General features: G+C 69.4%; 14 protein-coding genes. 3 read left to right on the forward strand and 11 right to left on the reverse strand.

What is annotated here, in order from left to right; all coding sequences use genetic code 11:
- Positions 1-33: 33 nt before the first annotated feature.
- The 4 genes from R2B67_RS23410 to R2B67_RS23425 all read right to left on the reverse strand — a co-directional run bounded on the left by R2B67_RS23410 (position 34) and on the right by R2B67_RS23425 (position 9,217).
- Positions 34-6,165 carry a DNRLRE domain-containing protein gene (locus R2B67_RS23410; protein WP_317820781.1) on the reverse strand — a complete coding sequence of 2,044 codons (6,132 nt, stop codon included), beginning with the start codon at positions 6,163-6,165 and terminating at the stop codon, positions 34-36.
- 475 nt (positions 6,166-6,640) lie between these two features.
- Entirely contained in the window at positions 6,641-7,159 is a 519-nt protein-coding gene (locus R2B67_RS23415) for a hypothetical protein (RefSeq protein WP_018512413.1), read from the reverse strand.
- A 409-nt stretch (positions 7,160-7,568) separates the two neighbouring features.
- Positions 7,569-8,768, reverse strand: coding sequence for an MFS transporter (locus tag R2B67_RS23420; RefSeq protein ID WP_317820782.1), 1,200 nt, complete (start codon positions 8,766-8,768; stop codon positions 7,569-7,571).
- Complete coding sequence (locus R2B67_RS23425; RefSeq protein ID WP_317820784.1) at positions 8,765-9,217, reverse strand: carboxymuconolactone decarboxylase family protein; 453 nt, start codon at positions 9,215-9,217, stop codon at positions 8,765-8,767. Before R2B67_RS23425 ends, R2B67_RS23420 begins: the two co-directional genes overlap by 4 nt.
- Positions 9,218-9,523: 306 nt before the next feature.
- Between R2B67_RS23425 and R2B67_RS23430 the strand changes: the two genes are divergently transcribed.
- Both R2B67_RS23430 and R2B67_RS23435 read left to right on the forward strand, forming a co-directional pair.
- Entirely contained in the window at positions 9,524-11,743 is a 2,220-nt protein-coding gene (locus R2B67_RS23430; protein ID WP_381073985.1) for a pectate lyase-like domain-containing protein, read from the forward strand.
- 280 nt (positions 11,744-12,023) lie between these two features.
- Positions 12,024-14,222 carry a discoidin domain-containing protein gene (locus R2B67_RS23435; RefSeq protein WP_317820785.1) on the forward strand — a complete coding sequence of 733 codons (2,199 nt, stop codon included), beginning with the start codon at positions 12,024-12,026 and terminating at the stop codon, positions 14,220-14,222.
- A 91-nt stretch (positions 14,223-14,313) separates the two neighbouring features.
- On the opposite strand, the gene R2B67_RS23440 is transcribed toward R2B67_RS23435, so the two are convergent.
- Positions 14,314-14,547, reverse strand: coding sequence for a hypothetical protein (locus R2B67_RS23440; protein WP_237326097.1), 234 nt, complete (start codon positions 14,545-14,547; stop codon positions 14,314-14,316).
- A gap of 187 nt (positions 14,548-14,734) precedes the next feature.
- On the reverse strand, positions 14,735-15,118 hold the full coding sequence (locus R2B67_RS23445; protein WP_317820787.1) for a TipAS antibiotic-recognition domain-containing protein: 384 nt from the start codon (positions 15,116-15,118) through the stop codon (positions 14,735-14,737).
- Positions 15,119-15,474: 356 nt separating this feature from the next.
- On the opposite strand from R2B67_RS23445, the gene R2B67_RS23450 reads away from it, so the two are divergent.
- A complete protein-coding gene (locus tag R2B67_RS23450) occupies positions 15,475-16,515 on the forward strand; it encodes a hypothetical protein (RefSeq protein ID WP_317820789.1) in 1,041 nt (346 codons plus the stop codon).
- On the opposite strand, the gene R2B67_RS23455 is transcribed toward R2B67_RS23450, so the two are convergent.
- From R2B67_RS23455 to R2B67_RS23475, 5 genes are all read right to left on the reverse strand, one after another.
- Positions 16,495-17,514: an endonuclease/exonuclease/phosphatase family protein gene (locus R2B67_RS23455; protein ID WP_317820791.1), complete on the reverse strand. Its 1,020-nt coding sequence runs from the start codon at positions 17,512-17,514 to the stop codon at positions 16,495-16,497. The two genes, R2B67_RS23450 and R2B67_RS23455, sit on opposite strands and share 21 nt — an antisense overlap.
- 189 nt (positions 17,515-17,703) lie before the next feature.
- A complete protein-coding gene (locus R2B67_RS23460) occupies positions 17,704-17,910 on the reverse strand; it encodes a hypothetical protein (RefSeq protein ID WP_317820793.1) in 207 nt (68 codons plus the stop codon).
- Between the two features lie 18 nt (positions 17,911-17,928).
- Positions 17,929-18,351, reverse strand: a complete 423-nt coding sequence (locus R2B67_RS23465; RefSeq protein WP_109977907.1) for a hypothetical protein — start codon at positions 18,349-18,351, stop codon at positions 17,929-17,931.
- A gap of 230 nt (positions 18,352-18,581) precedes the next feature.
- Positions 18,582-18,770, reverse strand: coding sequence for a DUF397 domain-containing protein (locus R2B67_RS23470; RefSeq protein ID WP_317820796.1), 189 nt, complete (start codon positions 18,768-18,770; stop codon positions 18,582-18,584).
- Complete coding sequence (locus R2B67_RS23475; RefSeq protein WP_317820798.1) at positions 18,770-19,615, reverse strand: helix-turn-helix domain-containing protein; 846 nt, start codon at positions 19,613-19,615, stop codon at positions 18,770-18,772. Before R2B67_RS23475 ends, R2B67_RS23470 begins: the two co-directional genes overlap by 1 nt.
- Between the last annotated feature and the right edge of the window lie 113 nt (positions 19,616-19,728).

A 19,728-nucleotide genomic window follows, 5' to 3' on the forward strand; every position in this document is an offset into this window, starting at 1 on the left:
GACGCGCGTGCGGTCCCGTTCACGGAAGCTGCCTCAGCGGTTGCCGTGGGACGGGTGGACGGTGATCAGCGGGGTCCAGTACGTGATGCCCCACTTCTTCCCCTTCCAGATACCGAACCTGATGGCCACGCCCCAGCCCGGAGCCTTGCGCGCGGCGTCGATGACCTTCCCCAGCGTCTTCGCCCCCATGCCCACTGCCTGGAGCGCGAGTCCGAGGGCCTTGCCCACGGGGTGCGGGATGAAGCCGACGAACTTGCCGAGGGTCTTGGCGACGCTGCCACCGCCCTTGAGCGCCTTGGCCAGCTTCTTGGCCTGGGAGTCACGCAGGTAGTACGACCAGACCTTGCTCCAGCCACGGCCGTCGAGGTCCACCATGGTGATGGGGTCGGCGGGGTAGCCGTAGTAGTTCGGCGATCCGGCCGGGACCGGGTCGACGGACAGGAACCGGCCCGTGGTCGGGTTGTAGACCCGCTGGCCCATCAGGGTCAGACCGGTCAGGGTCTCGCTGGAGCGCTGGTTGCCGCCGAGCCAGCCGTAGCGGGCCGAGGGCTGGCCGTCGCGGGCGTTTCCGTACTCGTCGCTGTCCAGCACCTGCGGGGCGTCCTCCGGGTCCAGCGGGAGCTGGAGGGCGACGTCACCGTGGATGTTGGTCAGCTGGAGGACGACGCCGCCCTGGGCCGCGGTGGTGGCCGCGAGCAGGCCGCTGGCCGATTCGACGTTACGGGTCAGCGCGCCGGTGGCCACGTCCTCCACGATCCAGCGCGGGTTGTCGCTCTGTCCGTCGTAGTGGTTGAGCTTCTGCTGCTCCTGCGTCCACGCGCCGTCGATCTGGGTCTCGGTCGTCCAGCCGCGGAAGCGGTGGGTGGCGTCGAGGGTCCACGTCTGGCGGTTGGCGCCCGTCGTCTGACGCTGCACCAGGTCGTTGGCGAAGTAGCCGAGCGTGCTGCCCGGCAGGGCGGTGGTGCGGCCGAAGGCGTCGTAGGTGTAGCCGGCCTCGATCAGACGGTCGCCGGTGTCGTACGTGTACGTCTTGCCGGTGCCACCGCTGGTCGGGCAGTCGGCGTCGGCGGCGCCCTCGGCCGTGGTCAGCCCGGTGCGGTTGCTGCGCTTGTCGAAGGTGTACGAACGGGTCGTGCAGACATCGCCGACGGTGTCGTTCACCCGGGTCAGGCGTCCGGCACGGTCGTAGGAGTAGTCCTGTGCGGACCAGCCGGAGGCGCTGAGTGCCTGCCCGTGCGCCGACCGGTTCACGATGTCGGAGTAGACCACCATGCCGTCGCTGTCGCGCGTGTAGACCCGCTCCAGGCCGGAGCCGGTGGAGTCCTCGCGGACCTTCACCGTGTAGCCACCGGGAAGCTTCTCGGAGGCCACGCCCGCGTCGGCGTCGTAGGTGGTGGAGAAGGTGCCGGCGACCGAGTCGGTGGTGCTGGTGACCAGGCCGCGCGGCTCGGCGTCGTGGTCGTAGGCGTACGTCACCGTCGACGGCGCGGAGTCGGAGGCCTTGACCGGACGGTTCAGCAGGTCGTACGCGAACGTGGTGGTGCCACCGTCGGCGTCCGTGTACGAGATGAGCCTGCCGAGCTTGTCGTACTGCTGGGTGATGGTGCCGCCGGTCGGCGAGCTGGTCTTCGTCACGTTGCCGGTGTGCGGGTCGTACTCGAAGGTACGGTCCGGAACCGCCGCGCCCACGCCGCCGGTGGTCTTCACCGAGGTCGGGCGGCCGGCGTTGTCGAACTCGGTGAGGGTGGTGCGGGTCACGCCGTTGGCGGTCTCGGAGATCTTGAAGATCTCACCCCACCAGTTGTACTCGACCGTACGGCCGGGCAGTTCGGCGGGGTTGCTGCCGCCGCCGGTGGTGGCGGCCGCCGGGCCGCTGTAGCACGGCAGGTCGGCCCACTCCGGGCGGCCTGCGCACGCACCGGTGCCGGTGGCGGACCAGTACCTGGTCACGAAGGTGGCCGCGTCGGAACCGTTGGAACCGGGACGGACCGACTTGGTGACGCGGCCCTGCGCGTCGGTCTCGGCCGAGCTGGTGATCGCCAGTCCGGACGGGTCCTGGATCGTCTTGGTGGACAGGCCCTTGACCCAGTCGTAGACCGTCTGCGTCTCCCGCGCGTCGGCGTGCAGCGTCGGGGCCACCAGCAGCTGGGCGCCCTTGGTGGCCTTGGTGACCTGGTTCTCGATGGTCGCGGTGCCGTTGGTCGGACGCCCCGCGTCGTACTCGTTGACCGTCCAGCCGCGGGCGACGACGGAGGTGCCCTTGGTCGCCACGGTGGTGCTGCCCGACTTCAGGTCCTCGGCCAGCGAGATGCGGTGCAGCGGGCCGAGCTCCTGGAGCTCGCGACCGCCCTTGGCGTCGAAGACCGACCGGCTGGAGAGCAGCTCCGCGCGGTCGGCGGTGGCCAGTCCGTTGATGCCGAGGTCGGCCAGCAGGGCCTTGTCGGCGTCGGTGACGCCCAGAGCCAGAGCGCGGTTGTTCGCGGTCAGATCGCGGACGATGTTGCCGAGGTGGTCGTACTCCGTGGCGGAGATGTGCCCGCCGGGCTCGGCGGAGTTGACCTCGCGGCCCGACGCGTCGGTGTACGTGATCCGGGCGCGCTCGTAGGCCGCCGCGGAAAGCGCCGAACCGGCGTGGCCGGCCGGGACCGCGTCCGCGGGGAAGACGGCGGTGGCGTCGGTCGGGGCGCCGGTCTGGCCCCAGGCCTTCACGTCCGCCGCACCCATCTTGTACGGGGCGGTGGTGCCGCTCAGCGGCACGTCGTAGACGACGCTGGTGGAGGCGGTGCCTTCCTCGACATCGGCCGTGCCCTGCTTGATGCCCTTGCGGGTGGCCTTCAGCAGCATGCCCTCACCGGCGGTGGCGGCGTTGCCCGCCTTGCCGTAGGTGAAGTCCCAGGGGATCTCGGACTGCGCGTGGTACCACGTGATGCGGCCCGCGGAGTCGTACGAGTACTGGGTCTGCATGCCCTGGTTCAGGTGCGGGTTCCACGCCTGGCGCAGCTTGCCGCTCGCGTCGTAGCGGTACGTCGCGATCGCCTGGGAGGTGGCTTCCGCGGCCCCGCCCCAGGTGGACCAGAGACGGATCTCCTTGACCTGGCCGGTGAAGTCGCCGAAGTCGGCGCCGGTCGAGTGGCCGGTGGCCGTGGTGGAGGTCGCGTACACGAACTCCAGGGCGCGGCAGCCCTTGGTGGCGGGTGTCGTGGTGCAGGTCTGCGCGGAGACAGCGGACGTGGGCGCGATGATCCGCTTGGGGCGGGCCAGCTTCTTGCCGTCCACCGTCACGGCTTCGGAGACGACCGTGGTGGTGGCGTGCTCCAGGCCGCCCTTGGTGGCGCTGGTCATCGGCCAGTTCAGGCCGGCCGCGTCGGCCTTGGCGAAGGTGACGGTGGCGCCGTCGTCCTCCTTCAGCGTGAACGAGCCGGTCAGGGAGCCGGTGAGCTGCAGCTCCTCGGAGCCCGGTTCGGGCTTCCAGCCGTTGCCGGAGGTGGCGGTGAAGCCGGTCTCCTCGCCCGTGTTGTCGACGACGGCGACCGAGGTGGCCGAGGTCTTCTTGACGTAGGACCACCGGGTCTCGGTCAGTTCGGCGATGGTGCCGGAGGTCCACTCCTTGCCGAAGATCGGGGCCTGGCCGTCCTGCAGCGCGCCCGCTCCGGGGCGGCGGGAGGAGGCGGAACGCGTCACCGACATGTCGAACGCGGAGGCGTCGGTCTCGGTGAGGGTGAAGTCACCGGTCAGCTGGTTGAGCGTGCCCGGGCCGACGGAGGTCAGCGGCGCGTCACCGGCGACGCGGTCGACGGTGATCGTGTGGTGCGGGGAGTAGGTGTATCCCGAGCCACTGGTGAAGCCGGACCGCACGTCGATCGCGCCGTCCGCGGCGAAGGTGTCGGTGATGTTCCAGGTGAGGCGGACCGGCTTGCCCGCAGGTGCGGAGGCCGGCCAGCCGGAGAGGGCGGAGCCGTCGGACGCCTTGCGGACGTCCGCGGCGGGGACGTCCTTCCAGGTGTCCGTCTCACCACGGCGGTACTGGTAGACGACGCCGGTGTGGTTCTCCCTGCCCTCGGCGGACAGGTCCACGCGGCGGGCCGGGCGCTCGCCCTCGCCCGGGGCGAGGAGTGCGGCGCCGCCACCCGCGGAGAAGGTGTAGGCGGTCTCGGCGGAGGTGTTGCCCGCCGCGTCACGGGTGCGCACCTTCAGGGTGTGCTCGCCGGCGCCGAAGGTCAGCGAGCGGGTGACGGCCGTGGTGGTGGCGACCGTGGTCCAGGCGCCGCCGTCCAGCGAGTACTGGATGTCCTTCACGTCGCTGGAGGGCGGGGTGAAGGTGAAGCCGCCGGTGAAGTTGCCGTTGCCGTCCGGGGTGCCGGACCACTGGCCCGCCGGGAAGTCCGTCGAGGTGATCTTCGACGTGGCCGGGGCGGTGGTGTCCACCGTGAAGGTCTGCCAGGCCGACCAGCTGCCGTTCCACGCCGAGCCGTCGTAGGTGGCGGCACGCCACTTGTACTGGCCCGGTGCCAGGGCGGTGGTCGGCGTCCAGGGGGCGTTGGCACCCGAGGAGACGTATGCGGAGGTGCCGGTCTGCAGGGCCGCGGTGCCGTTCGGCGTCCAGATCTCGTACGAGAGCCGGACGGTGTTGCCGTCGGCGTCGCTGGCCTTGCCCGTCAGGGTCGGCTTGGTGTTACTGGTCGATGCGCCGGTCAGCGGTGAGACCGGGGACGCGAGGCCGGGCTTGGTGTTGTACGTGACCGACAGGTACGGCGTGTTCGACGCGGCGTTGCCGGAGTTGAACCGCTTCCAGCCGTACGGGTCGGACTCGTCGGTGGCCCGGATGCCGAGGGAGTTGGTGCCGTTGCCGTTGGCGGCCCAGGCGCCGGCGAGCGAGGTGATGTTCTGGCTCACCCAGCCGTCGTTGCAGGCGGACGAGAAGCCCTTGGTCGACGTGGTGGACGCCCACTTCTTGTTCCAGCTCGGCTGGTTGGTCCAGCGGGTGGCGGTGGACGGGGAGCTGGTGTCCCAGACCTCCCAGCCCTTGGCCGTGCAGGACCACGAGTGGTGGTTCCACAGGTTCAGTTTGGCGTCGAGGATCTGCTTGCCCGTCATCTTCGCCATGGGGAAGCTGAGGAAGGAGCGCGCGATCTGGCCCGAGCCGTTGTTGCCGAGCTTCAGCTCGGTCTGCGCCGACACGTCCGTCGTGAAGCCCTGCTGGACGAAGGTGTCGAAGCCGACGCCGATACTGACGGCCGGGTCGATGGTGACCGGGAACTTCGTCTCCGGGTCGGCCAGGAACGCGGCGTCCGGAGTCAGCGTCAGGTCGATCTCGTCGCCGTTCTGCGTGACCTTCAGACCCACGTCGGCGATGTTCTTGTGATCGCCGGACTTCGGGTCGACGGCGGCGTCCCACATGATGGGCGCGGGCAGGACGCCCACCTGCTTGCCCGTGCGGGCATCCAGGAAGGTGATCGAACGGTCGTCGTTGGCACGGGCCTTGACGCCCTTGGCGTCCAGGGTGAGCGTGACCGAGCCGTTGGCCGCGATGGCGCTGCGGTCCTTGAGCTCCAGGTACTGCTCGAAGCCGGTACGGGTCGACTCGACGATCAGGTCGGTGCGGGTGAGCGCGTCGACGTAGCGTGCGGTCGTGCCCTCGATCGTGGGCGCGGGCAGCGCGCCGCGCCACCCGATGGTGATCTGCTTGTCGTCCTCGCCGATCGAGACCAGCGGGGTGGACGGCGTCTTCCGTGCGCCGGGAGCGCCGGCCGCCTTGATCTTGGCGGCCTTGGCGGTGGGCGTGCGGTCGGCCAGCTTCAGGTCCAGCGGGTGCGACTTGGCGTGCACCCCCTGGCTGGAGCGGACGAGGTCCACGTCGATGGACTGCCAGGCGCCCGACTCGTCCTGGAAGCGGATCGGACCGCTGGCGGCTTCGACGGTGGTGCTGCCGTCGGCGTTGGCGAAGGTCGACGTGTTCTCGGTGCGCTCGGAGAGCGCCTCGACGCGGTGGCCGGACAGTCGGGCCGCGACCTGGGCGGAGGCCAGATCCTTGGCGGATTTGGCATAGTTGACGGACTTCTGGGGTGCGGCCGGAGCCTTCTCCTGAGGCAGCGCCACGGCCTGGCCGGTGGCCGCGACGACCACCGCGGCCTCCAGTGCCATGAGCGTGGCCATCCCGATGGCCACGCGCGACAGAGTCCTGTCTCTGCCGGACGCGACTCGGCGCAGCGCAAGGGATATCGGCAGGGCCCCGGGTCTCGCCCGGCCCCCCGTACGACGGTTCATGTGAATGCCTCCTGGCCTGCAAGATCATTCGTCTTGCGGCCCGTGCATCCTCACACCGCCTGCCGGAAGAGGGGGAGCTCGAAGATGAGCGCCGTGCGGCTCGAAAGATCACTCTCCGCTAGGAGATTGACCATAAGTCAAAAATCATTTGAGGCTTTTACGACTGCAAGACTCTCACTCAAAGTGATCGCATCGCAGTCAATGTGGACCTGATGCATGGAGTGTGTGTATTCGGTGATGATATTCGATCGTTACGGAAGGCCGGAGAAAGCTCAGATCTTCCTCAAGCGCCGATGCCCTGGAACGTTCATCAAGCAGCCAGGACGCGATCGGTGCCCCGCTCTCTTCAGAACGGGGCACCGATCGCGCGTGAGCGTCAGACAGTGGGCGAGGCGGAGAAGTTGTAGCTGATGCGCCCCTTGCCGTCGTTCCTCCAGTCGATCTGCATGACGCTGTCGCCGAGGTAGCGGCTACCGGCGGCAGGCTTGTGCTTCACGGTCGGGCTCGTGTAGCTCGTGTTGCCGTAGGTGTCGAGGTTGTTCAGCTTGGAGCCCAGGCCGGTCCCGTACGCGTACTTGGACACGGGGTCGGTCCCGGAAACGGAGCGCTTGACCTGGATCAGTGCGCGTGCGTCGTTGACGGCGGACTGGCCGGCGTAGTTCCAGGGGCCGTCGACGGACACGTACGCCTTGGTGTAGATGTAGCCCCCTTCGCGCTTGGCGCAGGTCTTGACCGTGAAGTTGAAGTTGTCGTTGATCGTGCTGCCGGGGTGGTCGATGGACTTCTTCGAGGTCGTGCACTTGTAGCTGGCAGCGGACGCGGTGCCGGTGCCGACGACCGTAACCCCCGCGACCAGTGCCGCCGTCGCGGCGATAGCGGTCAGGCTGCGCGCCATTCTCATCAGCTCTCCTTGAGGTCGTGTTCAGCAGGATCATCACGCCCGGTGCGGTGTGCGGGGGCTCTCGGGCCCGAGGTGCAAAGGCACCCGGGGCGGCTCACGACTCAGCGCGTGCGCGAGGCAGCTGCGCGAGGACGATGTCCACCGCGTGTCTGAACATGGCAATTGCAACGCTCGACCATCCGGATCGCCCCCCTGGATGCAATGATCGTGCGGCCACCCTACGCAACACCCCTTTGCAGTCCGCAACCGGGTTACGTAGACCGCGTATCGGCGACATGAGGGACAGGGAGCGGCCGACCACTCGGCCGGCCCTGGCGCGTCAGGCCCCCGCCCTGGCGCGTCAGGCCCCCGCCCCGGTGCGTCAGGCCCCCGCCCCGGTGCGTCAGGCCCCCGCCCCGGCGCGTCAGGCCCCCGCCCCGGCGCGGCGGGCACCGCCCACCACGACGAGCGCCAGGAGCGTCAGTCCGGCGCCGATCCACAGCACGCTCGTGGTGCCGATGCCGTCGACGGCGAACCCGCCGAAGAGGGCCCCGAGCGCGATGGACAGGTTGAAGGCGGAGACGTACAGCGAGGTGGCCGCTTCGGTGGCGTCCGGTGCCGCGTCGAGGATCCAGGTCTGGAAGGTGACCGGCACGGCGCCGTAACCGAGCCCCCACAGCACGAGCAGGGCGCCCGCGGAGAGGACACCGGTGTCGACGACCGCGAGCAGGACCATGCCCGAGGTGAGGACCACGGAGATCCCCGTGACGCAGTGCCGGAGCCGCCGGGCGACCAGGGCTCCGGCGATGAAGTTGCCGCAGATGCCCGCGATTCCGAACGTCAGCAGCAGCACGCCGATCGAGCGGTCGCCGACCCCGTCGCCCTGGAGGACCGGCCGGACGAACGTGTAGGCCAGGAAGTGGCCGGTGATGACCAGGAAGGTGAGGGCGATCCCGATCCGGACACCCGCGTTGCGTACGAAGACCTTCGGCAAGGCCGAGAACGTGAGGGACTGCCCGGCCGGGATCTTCGGCATGAGGAAGAGCATGCAGGCCAGGGAGACGAGGCCGAGGACGCCCACGGCGCCGAACGCCGTACGCCAGCCGCTGAGATCGCCGAGGAACGTTCCGGTGGGCACGCCCAGGACGGACGCGGTCTCCACCCCGCCGAAGATGACGGCGGTGGCCCGGGCGACATGCCTGGCCGGCACCAGCCGCAGGGCGATGCCGCCGGCGATGGACCAGAAGCCGCCGACACTGACCCCGATCAGGAACCGCGCGACGAGCACGACGGTGAAGCTGGTGGCGAAGGCGGAGGCCAGATTGGCCGCGCCCATCAGGCCGATCAGGACCACCAGGACGATGCGGCGGTCGATGCGCCCGGTGGCCACGGTGACCACGGGCGCGGAGACGGCGGCGACCAGGCCGGGCACCGTCACCATGAGCCCCGCGGTGCCCTCGGAGACGTCGAGGGCGGTACCGACCGGGGTGAGCAGGCCCACGGGCAGCAGCTCGGAGGTCATCAGGGAGAAGATGCCCAGGGTCACCGCCATGACGGCGAGCCAGCCCTTGACGGGGGAGGGGCCGGGGGCGGCCGTGGTCGCCCCGGTCTCGACGGTGGTCACGGGGTACCGGGCGTCTTGCGCGTGGTGACGTTCATCCGGTTCCACGCGTTGGTGGTGAAGATGAGCGCGATGAGCTGAGCGAGCTCCTTCTCCTCGAAATGGAACGCGGCCTCCTCGTACACCGCGTCCGACACCCCCTCGGGCAGGAGGGTGACGGCCTCGGTCAGAGCCAGCGCGGCCCGCTCCTTCCCGGTGAACAGACTCGACTCCTTCCACGCGGCCAGCTGGTGGATCCGCTCCTCCGACTCCCCGGCCTTGCGGGCGTCGGAGACGTGGTAATCGATGCAGTACGCACAGCGGTTGACCTGCGAGGCGCGGATCTGCACCAGCTCCAGCAGGACAGGGTCGAGCCCTTCGCGGGCGGCGGCGTCGAGGGCGAGGACGGCCTTGAACACCTTGGGGGAGACGGCGGAGAAGTTCATGCGCTGAGGTACCTGGAACGTGGTCATGCAAGGACCGTAGGCGCGGAAGCGACCCGGGGTGGGGTGCATTTGTACGGGAGAAACGTGGGTCAATCGGCGGGCCTGCCGACCGTGCCCCGACCGGCCGGTGTCCCTCATGAAGGCCCCCCTCGCGGCGCGGCCGGCCGTCCCACCCATGCCGCGCCTGACCGAACGTCAGCTCCCGCACAGCGGGATCGACTTAATCCAAGCCGAAAGAAAAGTCGTGTCAGGATTCTTGACCGTGACCGATGCGGCGGGCAAGGTTCCGGGAGAGCGCTCTCCCATCGTAGTTCCATTTCGAGGAGCACCCGCATGCCCGCAGTCGGCATATCCCCAGCGGTCCCGGTGTCCCACGGCACCGGCCGCCGTACCCCCAGACCGAGACCGGTGACCCGCGGCATCGTCGCCGCGATGGCCACCGCTCTGGCCGCCACTCTTCTCGCCTTCGTCCCCGCCACGAAGGCCGAGGCCGCACCCGTACTGCTCTCCCAGGGCAAGCCGGTCACCGCGTCCAGCGAGGAGAACTACGGCACCCCGGCCACCGCGGCCGTCGACGGCAACGCCAACACCCGTTGGTCCAGCGCCGCTTCGGACCCGCAGTGGATCCGCGTCGACCTCGGCGCGACCACGCGGCTCAGCCAGGTGGTCCTGGACTGGGAGACGGCGTACGGCAAGGGCTACCGCATCGAGCTCTCGACCAACGGCTCCACCTGGTCGACCGCCTACCAGACCAGCACCGGCGACGGTGGCAGGGACACCCTGGACATCAGCGGTGAGGCCCGCTACGTCCGGGTGTACGGCACCGCGCGCGGCACCGGATACGGCTTCTCCCTCTGGGAGTTCAAGGTGTACGGCGAGTCCGGCGGCACCGGCGGCCCGCAGCTGCCCGGCGGCGGCGACCTCGGCCCGAACGTGCACGTCTTCGACCCCTCCACGCCCAACATCCAGGCCAAGCTGGACGAGGTGTTCGACCAGCAGGAGGCGTCGCACTTCGGCAACGGGCGGCACCAGTTCCTCTTCAAGCCCGGCACCTACAACAACCTCAACGCCGAGATCGGCTTCTACACCTCGATCTCCGGCCTCGGCCTCAAGCCCGACGACACCACCATCAACGGTGACGTGACCGTCGACGCCGGCTGGTTCAACGGCAACGCGACGCAGAACTTCTGGCGTTCGGCCGAGAACCTGGCCATCAACCCGGTCAGCGGCACCAACCGCTGGGCCGTCTCGCAGGCCGCCTCCTTCCGCCGCATGCACGTCAAGGGCGGCCTCAACCTGGCCCCGAACGGCTACGGTTGGGCCAGCGGCGGCTACATCGCCGACTCCAAGATCGACGGTCAGGTCGGCAACTACTCGCAGCAGCAGTGGTACACCCGCGAGAGCTCGATCGGCGGCTGGTCCAACTCCGTCTGGAACCAGACCTTCTCGGGCGTCGAGGGCGCACCCGCCACCTCGTTCCCGGAGCCCCGCTACACCACGCTCCAGACCACGCCGATCTCGCGCGAGAAGCCGTTCCTCTACCTGGACGGCAACACGTACAAGGTCTTCGTCCCGGCCAAGCGCACCGACGCGCGCGGCGTCTCCTGGAACGGCACTCCGCAGGGCACGTCGATCGACCTGAACCAGTTCTACGTCGTCAAGCCCGGCGCCACCGCCGCCACGATCAACCAGGCGCTGGCCCAGGGCCTCAACCTCCTCTTCACGCCCGGCATTTACCACGTCGACCAGACCATCAACGTGAACCGCGCGGACACGGTCGTCCTCGGCCTCGGCCTCGCGACGATCATCCCGGACAACGGCGTGACCGCGATGAAGGTCGCCGACGTCGACGGCGTCAAGCTCGCCGGCTTCCTGATCGACGCCGGTACGGTCAACTCCCCGACGCTGCTGGAGCTCGGCCCGCAGAACTCCTCGGCCGACCACTCCGCCAACCCCACCTCCATCCAGGACGTCTACGTCCGCATCGGCGGCGCGGGCGCGGGCAAGGCCACCACCTCCATCGTCGTCAACAGCGACGACGTGATCATCGACCACACGTGGGTGTGGCGCGCGGACCACGGTGAGGGCGTCGGCTGGGAGACCAACCGGGCCGACTACGGGGTCCGGGTCTACGGCGACGACGTGCTCGCCACCGGCCTCTTCGTGGAGCACTTCAACAAGTACGACGTCGAGTGGTACGGCGAGCGCGGCCGGACGATCTTCTACCAGAACGAGAAGGCGTACGACGCACCCAACCAGGCCGCCATCCAGAACGGCGACACGAAGGGCTTCGCCGCCTACCGGGTCGACGACTCGGTCGACGTCCACGAGGGCTGGGGGATGGGCAGCTACTGCAACTACAACGTCGATCCCACCATCCGCCAGGACCACGGCTTCAAGGCCCCGGTGAAGCCGGGCGTGAAGTTCCACAGCCTGCTGGTGGTGTCGCTCGGCGGAATGGGCCACTACAACCACGTCATCAACAACACCGGAGCCTCCACGGTCCCGGCCGGCACCTCCACCGTGCCGTCCACCCTGGTCTCCTTCCCCTGATCCGTCCCCCGCGGTGAACCACTGACCTGCGGTGAACCACTGACCCGCGGTGAACCACTGACCCGCGGGGGAGGACTCCCCGGGCCGGGCCGGGGAGTCGGCCCAGGAGGACACCCCGGGCCGGGCCTGACCCCGGCCCGGGGGCAGCTCCCCGCTCACTCCTCCCGGCTCTCTCTCCCACGGACGGCCGCCGTCCTCCCCGACGGCGGCCGTCCGCGTTCCCGCACCAGCCCACCCCTCTCATCACCCTCCACCGCTCTCACCCCCTTCAGGAGCCGCAATGCCTGCCCTGCCCCACCTCCGCAGACCCGCCCTGGCCTCCCTCCGCAGACCCTCCCTCCGCAGACCCGCGCTCACCCTGACCCTCGCCGCCCTGCTCGCCTCCTCCCTCACCGTCATCGCCGCGCCCACCGAGGCACGGGCCGCCGACCCCCTGATCTCGCAGGGCAAGCCCGCCACCGCCTCCTCGCAGGAGGGCGACGGCCTCTCCGCCGCACAGGCCGTCGACGGCGATCTGACCGGCACCCGCTGGGCCAGCCAGTGGTCCGACCCGCAGTGGATCCGGATCGACCTGGGCAAGCGGTCCGACCTGAGCCGGGCCGTCCTCACCTGGGAGGGCGCGTACGGCAAGGCGTACGAGATCCAGGTCAGCGACAACGGCACCGACTGGACCACGATCCGCCGGGTCACCGACGGCGACGGCGGCACCGACGACCTCGCCCTCACCGGCTCCGGCCGCTATGTCCGGATGCTCGGCACCGCCCGCCCCGGCGGTTACGGCTACTCCCTCTGGGAGTTCCAGGTGTACGGCACCCAGGGCGACACCCCGCCCCCGGCCGGCGGCGCCGTCAAGGTCACCGGCAGCCAGGGCGCGTGGCAGCTCACCGTCGGCGGCCAGCCATACACCGTCAAGGGCCTGACCTGGGGCCCGTCCATGGCGGACGCCCCGCGCTACATGCCCGACCTGAAGTCGATGGGCGTCAACACCGTCCGCACCTGGGGCACGGACGCCAGCACCAAGCCGCTCCTCGATGCGGCGGCCGCGAACGGCCTGCGCGTCATGAACGGCTTCTGGCTCCAGCCCGGCGGCGGCCCCGGCAGCGGCGGCTGCGTCAACTACGTCACCGACGCCGCGTACAAGTCGACGATGCTCACCGAGATCGCCAAGTGGGTCGAGACGTACAAGAACCACCCCGCGACCCTCATGTGGAACGTCGGCAACGAGTCGGTCCTCGGCCTCCAGAACTGCTACAGCGGCGCCGAGTTGGAGGCCCAGCGCAACGCGTACACGAGCTTCGTCAACGATGCCGCCAAGAGGATCCACGCCATCGACGCGGACCATCCGGTGACCTCGACCGACGCGTGGACGGGCGCCTGGCCGTACTACAAGCGCAACGCCCCGGACCTGGACCTGTACTCGATGAACGCGTACGGCGACATCTGCGGCGTCCGCCAGGACTGGGTGGAGGGCGGCTACACCAAGCCCTACATCATCACGGAGACCGGCCCGGCGGGTGAGTGGGAGGTGCCGGACGATGCCAACGGCGTACCCGACGAGCCCACCGACGTACAGAAGCGCGACGGCTACACCAAGGCCTGGGACTGCACCATCGGCCACCGGGGCGTGGCGCTGGGCGCGACCCTCTTCCACTACGGCCTGGAGCACGACTTCGGCGGGGTGTGGTTCAACCTGCTCCCCAGCGGCCTGAAGCGGCTGTCGTACTACTCGGTGAAGAAGGCGTTCACGGGCTCCAACGCCGGTGACAACCTGCCGCCGGTCATCAGCAACATGACGGTGACACCGGCCGGATCGGCCCCGGCGGGCCGGGAGTTCACGGTCCGGGCGGACATCCGCGACCCCGAAAACGACCCGGTGACAAACAAGATCTTCCTCAGCGGCAACTACGCCAACGGCGACAAGGGGCTGATCCCGGCGCAGTTCAGGTCGACGGGCAACGGCACGTTCGCGGTCACCGCGCCCGAGAAGCTCGGTGTGTGGAAGGTCTACATCCAGTCGGAGGACGGTAAGGGCAACGCGGGCATCGAGACGAAGTCCGTCAAGGTCGTCGCCCCGCCGATGACCGGCACCAACGTGGCCCTCGGCAAGCGCACCACGGCGTCCAGCTCGCAGGCCTCGTACGGCGACTGCCCCTGCCCGCCGGAGCGCGCCACGGACGGCCGGCTCGACACCCGCTGGGCCAGCGACTGGAGCGACCCGCAGTGGATAGCGGTCGACCTGGGCGCACGCCTGCCCGTCCGCAACCTCCAGCTGGTGTGGGACCCGGCGTACGCCAAGTCGTACGAGGTCCAGGTCTCGGACGACGGCACGTCCTGGCGTACGGTCCACACCACGACGACCGGCAACGGTGACGTGGACACCATCGCCCTGACCGAAACGGCCCGCCACGTACGGCTCCAGCTGACGGCACGGGGCACGGGCTGGGGCTACTCGCTGCACGAGTTCGGCGTCTACAGCTGATCAGGTCGAGCCCCTGATCAGGCCCACCCCAAGGGGCCGTTCCCACGCGGAGCGGCCCCCACAGCGCGTCCGTACACGCTCGGCGGCGGCCCTACATCGGCAGCGCCCGTACCCGCCCGTCGTCGTCACCGGAGCGCCCGAACGCGGAGAACGCCCGCTCCTCTCGCTGAGCAGCGGCGATCCGCACGCTGCTCCAGTCCAGCACCTGCCGTGCCTCGTCATGGGTCCGGTGGGCGGCGGTACGGGCCTCGGCCAGGGCGTCCCCGCGCTCCTGGACGAGAAGGTCGTATATCGGCGTGGTCGTTGATATCGCTGAAGTACTCACGACAGACCCTCCTGCCCGCTCTTCGCCGTTTCACCGGCTCGTAGGTACGGGTACGACACCTGGGGCAAGAATGCGGAAGCGGCCCGGTCGGCACGGCCGAGGCCAGAACCGGCCAGGCGTTGGCGAGCGACGACGGCGGGCCGCGCACCCCCGACTTCGGGAAGCTGAAGAACTACGCGCTCCCGGCTCACCTCAACCAGGCGTCGGCGTAGACGGCCATCGCGTCCCGCTGGCAGGCCGCCAGCCCGTCCGCGATCCGGTCGCAGGTGAGCCGGAAGCGGGGGTCTTCGAGGTAGCTCTGCCCAAGTCCCTTGTAGGCGACGGCGTTCGGGGTCCAGAACCGGCAGATGCTCGCGTAGTGGATGTCCAGCTCGGCCTGGACCTCGGGGGCGTCCACCGGCATGCCGGCCGTCATGTATCCCGCGAAGCGGATCATCCGGGCGGTCATCTCGTGCTGCCACCACTCCTGGTCCTCGGCGGTCATGGCCGCCTTGGCTTCACGGCAGGCCTCCTCGACCCCCACGAAGAGATTCTCCGACCTGTTGATCTTCACGGTCCGGTTCTCACTCAAGGCATTGTCTCCCTCCATTCCCCCCCAGTCGCCCCGACTGTCCGGGCCGTGGCCGCGACCCTAGGGGTTGACGCAGCGACAACCTCAAGCGCGAGCGGCACGACACAGGGGTAGGCGCAGAGGTACGCGCCGAACGCATGTGCGCGTGGTGGCGGAGGGTTAGGTCGGGATAGCGTGACAACGTCATCACCCTAAGTGCGCACCCGCGTGCAGAGGGCGGCCCCCGGAGGTGCGACAACACCCACCGAGGGCCTTACACCCCCAGTGGAACGGACCCACCAGAAATGCTGCGTCATGCTATCGCGCCCCCTTCGGGCTGGACCAAGGCTCCGCACACCGTCGTACGCTCGCGCCGGATGAACAGCGACGCCAAGATCCTCCTCCTGTACGTCCAGGGCCTCCCGGATTCCGCCACCGACCACCCGCTCGGCGAACTGGCCCGGAAGCTCGACATGAAGGGCCGCTCGTACCAGCAGGCCAAGAAGCAGCTGACCGAGCACGGCTACCTCCACGAGTGGCGGTCCCAGGGCGACGGCGGCCGCTGGATGACGGAACAACTCCTCAGCAGTACGCCGCTGACGCGGGACGAGGCCGGGTCGGTACGCGCCAAGCTGTCGCCGGAGGCTGGGCAGTTGGAGCGCCCCGAACAGCCGCCCTGCCCCCGGCCTCCGAGTGCGCAGTCCCCGACGGTCGGTGAACCGACTACTTGGCCGGTCGGTGGCTATGAACCCGAGGAAGAACACGATGAGGAGAACTCTCCCCCCAACCCACCCTCCGAACCGAAGCCGAAGCGGAAGCCGACCCCGGAACCGGAGGCCGCTCCGGCTCCGGCTCCGGCTCCAGCTCCAGCTCCGGAATCGGACGGCGGCCCGGATCCGGAAGCGACTCCCACCCCCAGGAGCCTGGCCCGGGCGGAGCGGGTATTGCTCTCCCTGCGCCACTCCCGCCGAGAGCTGCTGCTGGGGGTGGGCGAGGCGCGCGCCCTGGCGGGAAAGGCGGCCAGGTGGCTGGAGCGCGGCGTGACGGAGTCGGACCTGCGGCACGCCCTCCTGGCCGAGCCCCCGAAGGAGGGCGTGCGCTCGGCGTTCGGCTTCCTGGGTCACCGCCTGACCCACAAGTGCCCGGTGCCCGCCGCCCCCGCAGCGCCCCCGGAGCCGCCGCCCCCGCCGGTCCGAGCCCTGATCGTGTGCACGGGTACGGGTACGGGTACGGACGCGGAGGAGCACCTCTTCCGGCCGCTGGGCGACGAGACGGAGTGCGCGGAGTGCCGCCGGGCGACGGCGTACGCGAGCTGGATGGTCGACACGGACACGTACGACTTCCCGGCGGACATGACCTGGCGCCAACGCGTCGTGGCGGTGGCGAAGGCCGACGCGCTACGGGGCAAGCCGGCCTGAGGGCGGGAGCGGGTCCAGGGTGACACGGGCAGCGACGGGCAGGTGGTCGCTGCCGGTGGCGGGCAGCGTACGGATATGGCTGACGCCGGCCGAACGGGCCAGGACCTGATCGATGCGGGCCACCGGAAGAGCGGCGGGATAGCTGAAGGCGAACCCGCGCTCGGCCACGTTCAACTGCGAGGTCAAGGGACGCAGCCCGCGATCGTCGACGGTGCTGTTCAGATCCCCCATGAGGATCACGGCGCGGACCTTCTCGCCCCGGACGATATCCCCCAGTATCCGGGCGCTCTCATCCCGAGGCGAGGAGGCGAGCCCGCGAACCCCGACCCGTACGGAGGGCAGGTGGGCGACGTACGCGGCGACGTCCCCGTACGGCGTCCGCACGACTGCCCGCAGCCCGCGACTCCACCCCGCCTCGAACGCACGAGGTCGGATGTCCACCAACTGCTCTTCCATGATCGGGTACTTGGACCAGAGCCCGACGGTGCCATGGACGACATGATGCGGATAGTCGTCCCCGAGGACGTCCTCGTACACGCCCAACGCGGGCCCCACCAACTCCTCCAACGCCACGAGATCACCCCCGGCCGCGAGAAGCGCCCGGGCGGTCCCGGCCGGATCGGGGTTCTCATCACTGACGTTGTGCTGCACGACGACCAGCTGCCGCGCGCCAACGCCGGGCGCGGGCAGGAGCAACTCCCCAAAGCCCTGCACCCACACACCCACCGGCAGTAGCAGAGCCACCAGGCCGACCCCGGACCGCCGCACGAGGGCGACGACGAACAACAGGACGAGAACGACCCCGCTCCACGGCAGAAACGACTCGACGAGACTCCCCACCCGCCCAGGCGAGTTGGGGATCACCCCATGAAGCCCCACCACCCCGGCCAGACCGACGGCGACCCCGGCAACCACCACCCCTCGTCGCCCCTCACCGACGACCGGGCGCCGCCGCTTCGCCGCCCTCGCCGTCACACCACCGTCTGCCCGCTCCGTCATGTCTTCCCGTCCCTTGGCCTTGCCTCACAGGACGAGTGGCCGGGGAGATCAGTTTCCGATCGCTGACCTTCTCGTACAGTCTTGAAAAGTCGTCGCCGGGATCCGGACCGGCGTGCAGCCCGCGTCACCGAACGTACGTGGAAGGCTCTTCGTGCCCCCGGCCACCTCCTGTCCTGCCCGGATCTGGGTTCAGGTGGTGTACTCCTTCTCCGAGACGGCGGCTCGGTGGAGGGCCTGAGCGAAGGCGTCGACGTCGAGACCGGCCAGGTGATCGACAAGGGCCTGTCTGACGTCCCGTACGTGCTGCGAAAGCCGATGTCCTCCGAGGTCACCGGGAAGGATGACTCGCCGGAAGCCGTCCTCCTCGATCACCTGGCCGACGAGCTTCTCCGCCACCCAGACCGGCGTGCGAGCTCACAGCCGCTTGAGCCCGACGTACTGGAGAGCCGCGAAGCCGCCGACCGTCAGGCTCTGCAGCACGATCCAGACCGCGCCGACGCCGGTCGGAGACAGCACGCCGGAGATCAGCACCACCAGGCTGAGCGCAACCCACAGCGCGTTCGCCACGATGACCGCCGTCAGGCCCGTGCGGTTGATCTCCTTTCGCGTCCCGATGGCGAGCACTCCCAGCGCGTAGAGAAGCAGGAACGCCCCGACCGGGTACTGGACTGCCGTCGTGACACCGAAGAGAGAGTCGAGGACCGTGGCGAGTGCCAGGTACGCGATGCCGTTGAGTCCGGTGGCGACCGCGTCCAGCTTGAGCGCCATCCTCGCGAAGCCGTCGGATCCCGTCGCTCTCGCGTGTGAGGTAACCCCGTCGTACTGCGTCGAAGCCATGGTCGTCTTCCTCTCGTGCACCGGGGAGTTGCCCGAATACGAAGGCGGCCCCGCCGCGGGGCCGCCGAACAGTGCTGAAGGTAGGCGGCCTCCTCGGAGGGCTCAATTACCTCCGAGGTAATCAGCCCGCCGCATTTCAGCGGCTCTCACGGCTGCGTCGACGGTAGGGAATGACGCTCTCCCGCACGGGAATCCACCACGTTCTCGGATCCTTGGCGTGCACGAGGTCGTTACCCGTGATCCTCCACCGATGCAACAAAGCCGGCCCAGGCTGCACGGCCGACGGATATGTGCGGGCCGTGCGGCCTTGTCGAGTCGCGTACGCCCACAGCTGCGGCCAGATCGGCGACTTCCACGCACTCCGTGCCGCTGCCCCCGCTGTACGAGGACTTGAACCAGTGGCCGATCCCGTGATCCATCAAAGCTCCCTGCTCACTTGTCTCAGGAGCGCGGCAGACCGCTCGATGTCCAGGGCCTGCGCACGCAGGTACTCGAACGCCAACTTATAACGTGCCAGTTCTGCGGGCTTCTCCATGAAAAGTCCGCCACCGATGATGTCGACGTAGACCACGTCGAGTTCGGGGGCCGGGCCGCCGAGGATGACGAAGCTCCCGACCGCGGCCGCGTGGGCGCCCGCTGCGAAGGGGAGCACCTGCACGGTGACGTGCGGCCGGTCCGCCTGGTCGAGGAGGTGGCTCAGCTGGTCACGCATGACCTGGCGGCCTCCCACGGCCCGTCGGACGACCGCCTCGTCGATCACGGCCCAGAGGTGGGGTGGCTGCGCTCGCTCCAGGAGTTCCTGGCGCTTCATGCGGATGTCCACCATGTGCTCGATCTCCTGTTCCGAGCACCGCATCTCCGAGGCGCGATGTACGGCTTCGGCGTAGGCGCGGGTCTGCAACAGGCCCGGCACGTACATGCAGGCGTAGTGGTCCTCGCTGACCGATTCGTCCTCCAGCGTCAGCATGAGGTTCATCGACTCGGGGACGGGGTCGGCGAGGGAGCGCCACCAGCCCTGGATCCGGGCTCCCTTGGCCAGGGCGACGAGTGCGGCGCGTTCGGCGTCCGTGGCCCCGTACTCGCGGCAGAGCGCGTCCACCGCGGGCCACTTGACCCCGCCTTCCTTCCGCTCGTAGCGACTCAAGGTCGCCTTCGAGATGCCGACCAGGGCGCCTGCCTCCTCCAACGTGAGGCCTGTGCGCTCACGGAGGCGGCGTAGATCGGCGCCGAGTTGGCGCCTACGGGTGGTGGGTCCGACTGCCATGACGGTGATTCCTCACGTTGATCCTTCAGAGGGTGCACGGCGATGTCTTCTCCGAGCAAGGCGGCGTACGCCGGGGGCGTGTGGTGATGGGCATGCTCCCGAAGCTCGAAGAT

The sequence above is a fragment of the Streptomyces cyaneofuscatus genome (assembly GCF_033109485.1).
Lineage (GTDB): Bacteria > Actinomycetota > Actinomycetes > Streptomycetales > Streptomycetaceae > Streptomyces > Streptomyces cyaneofuscatus.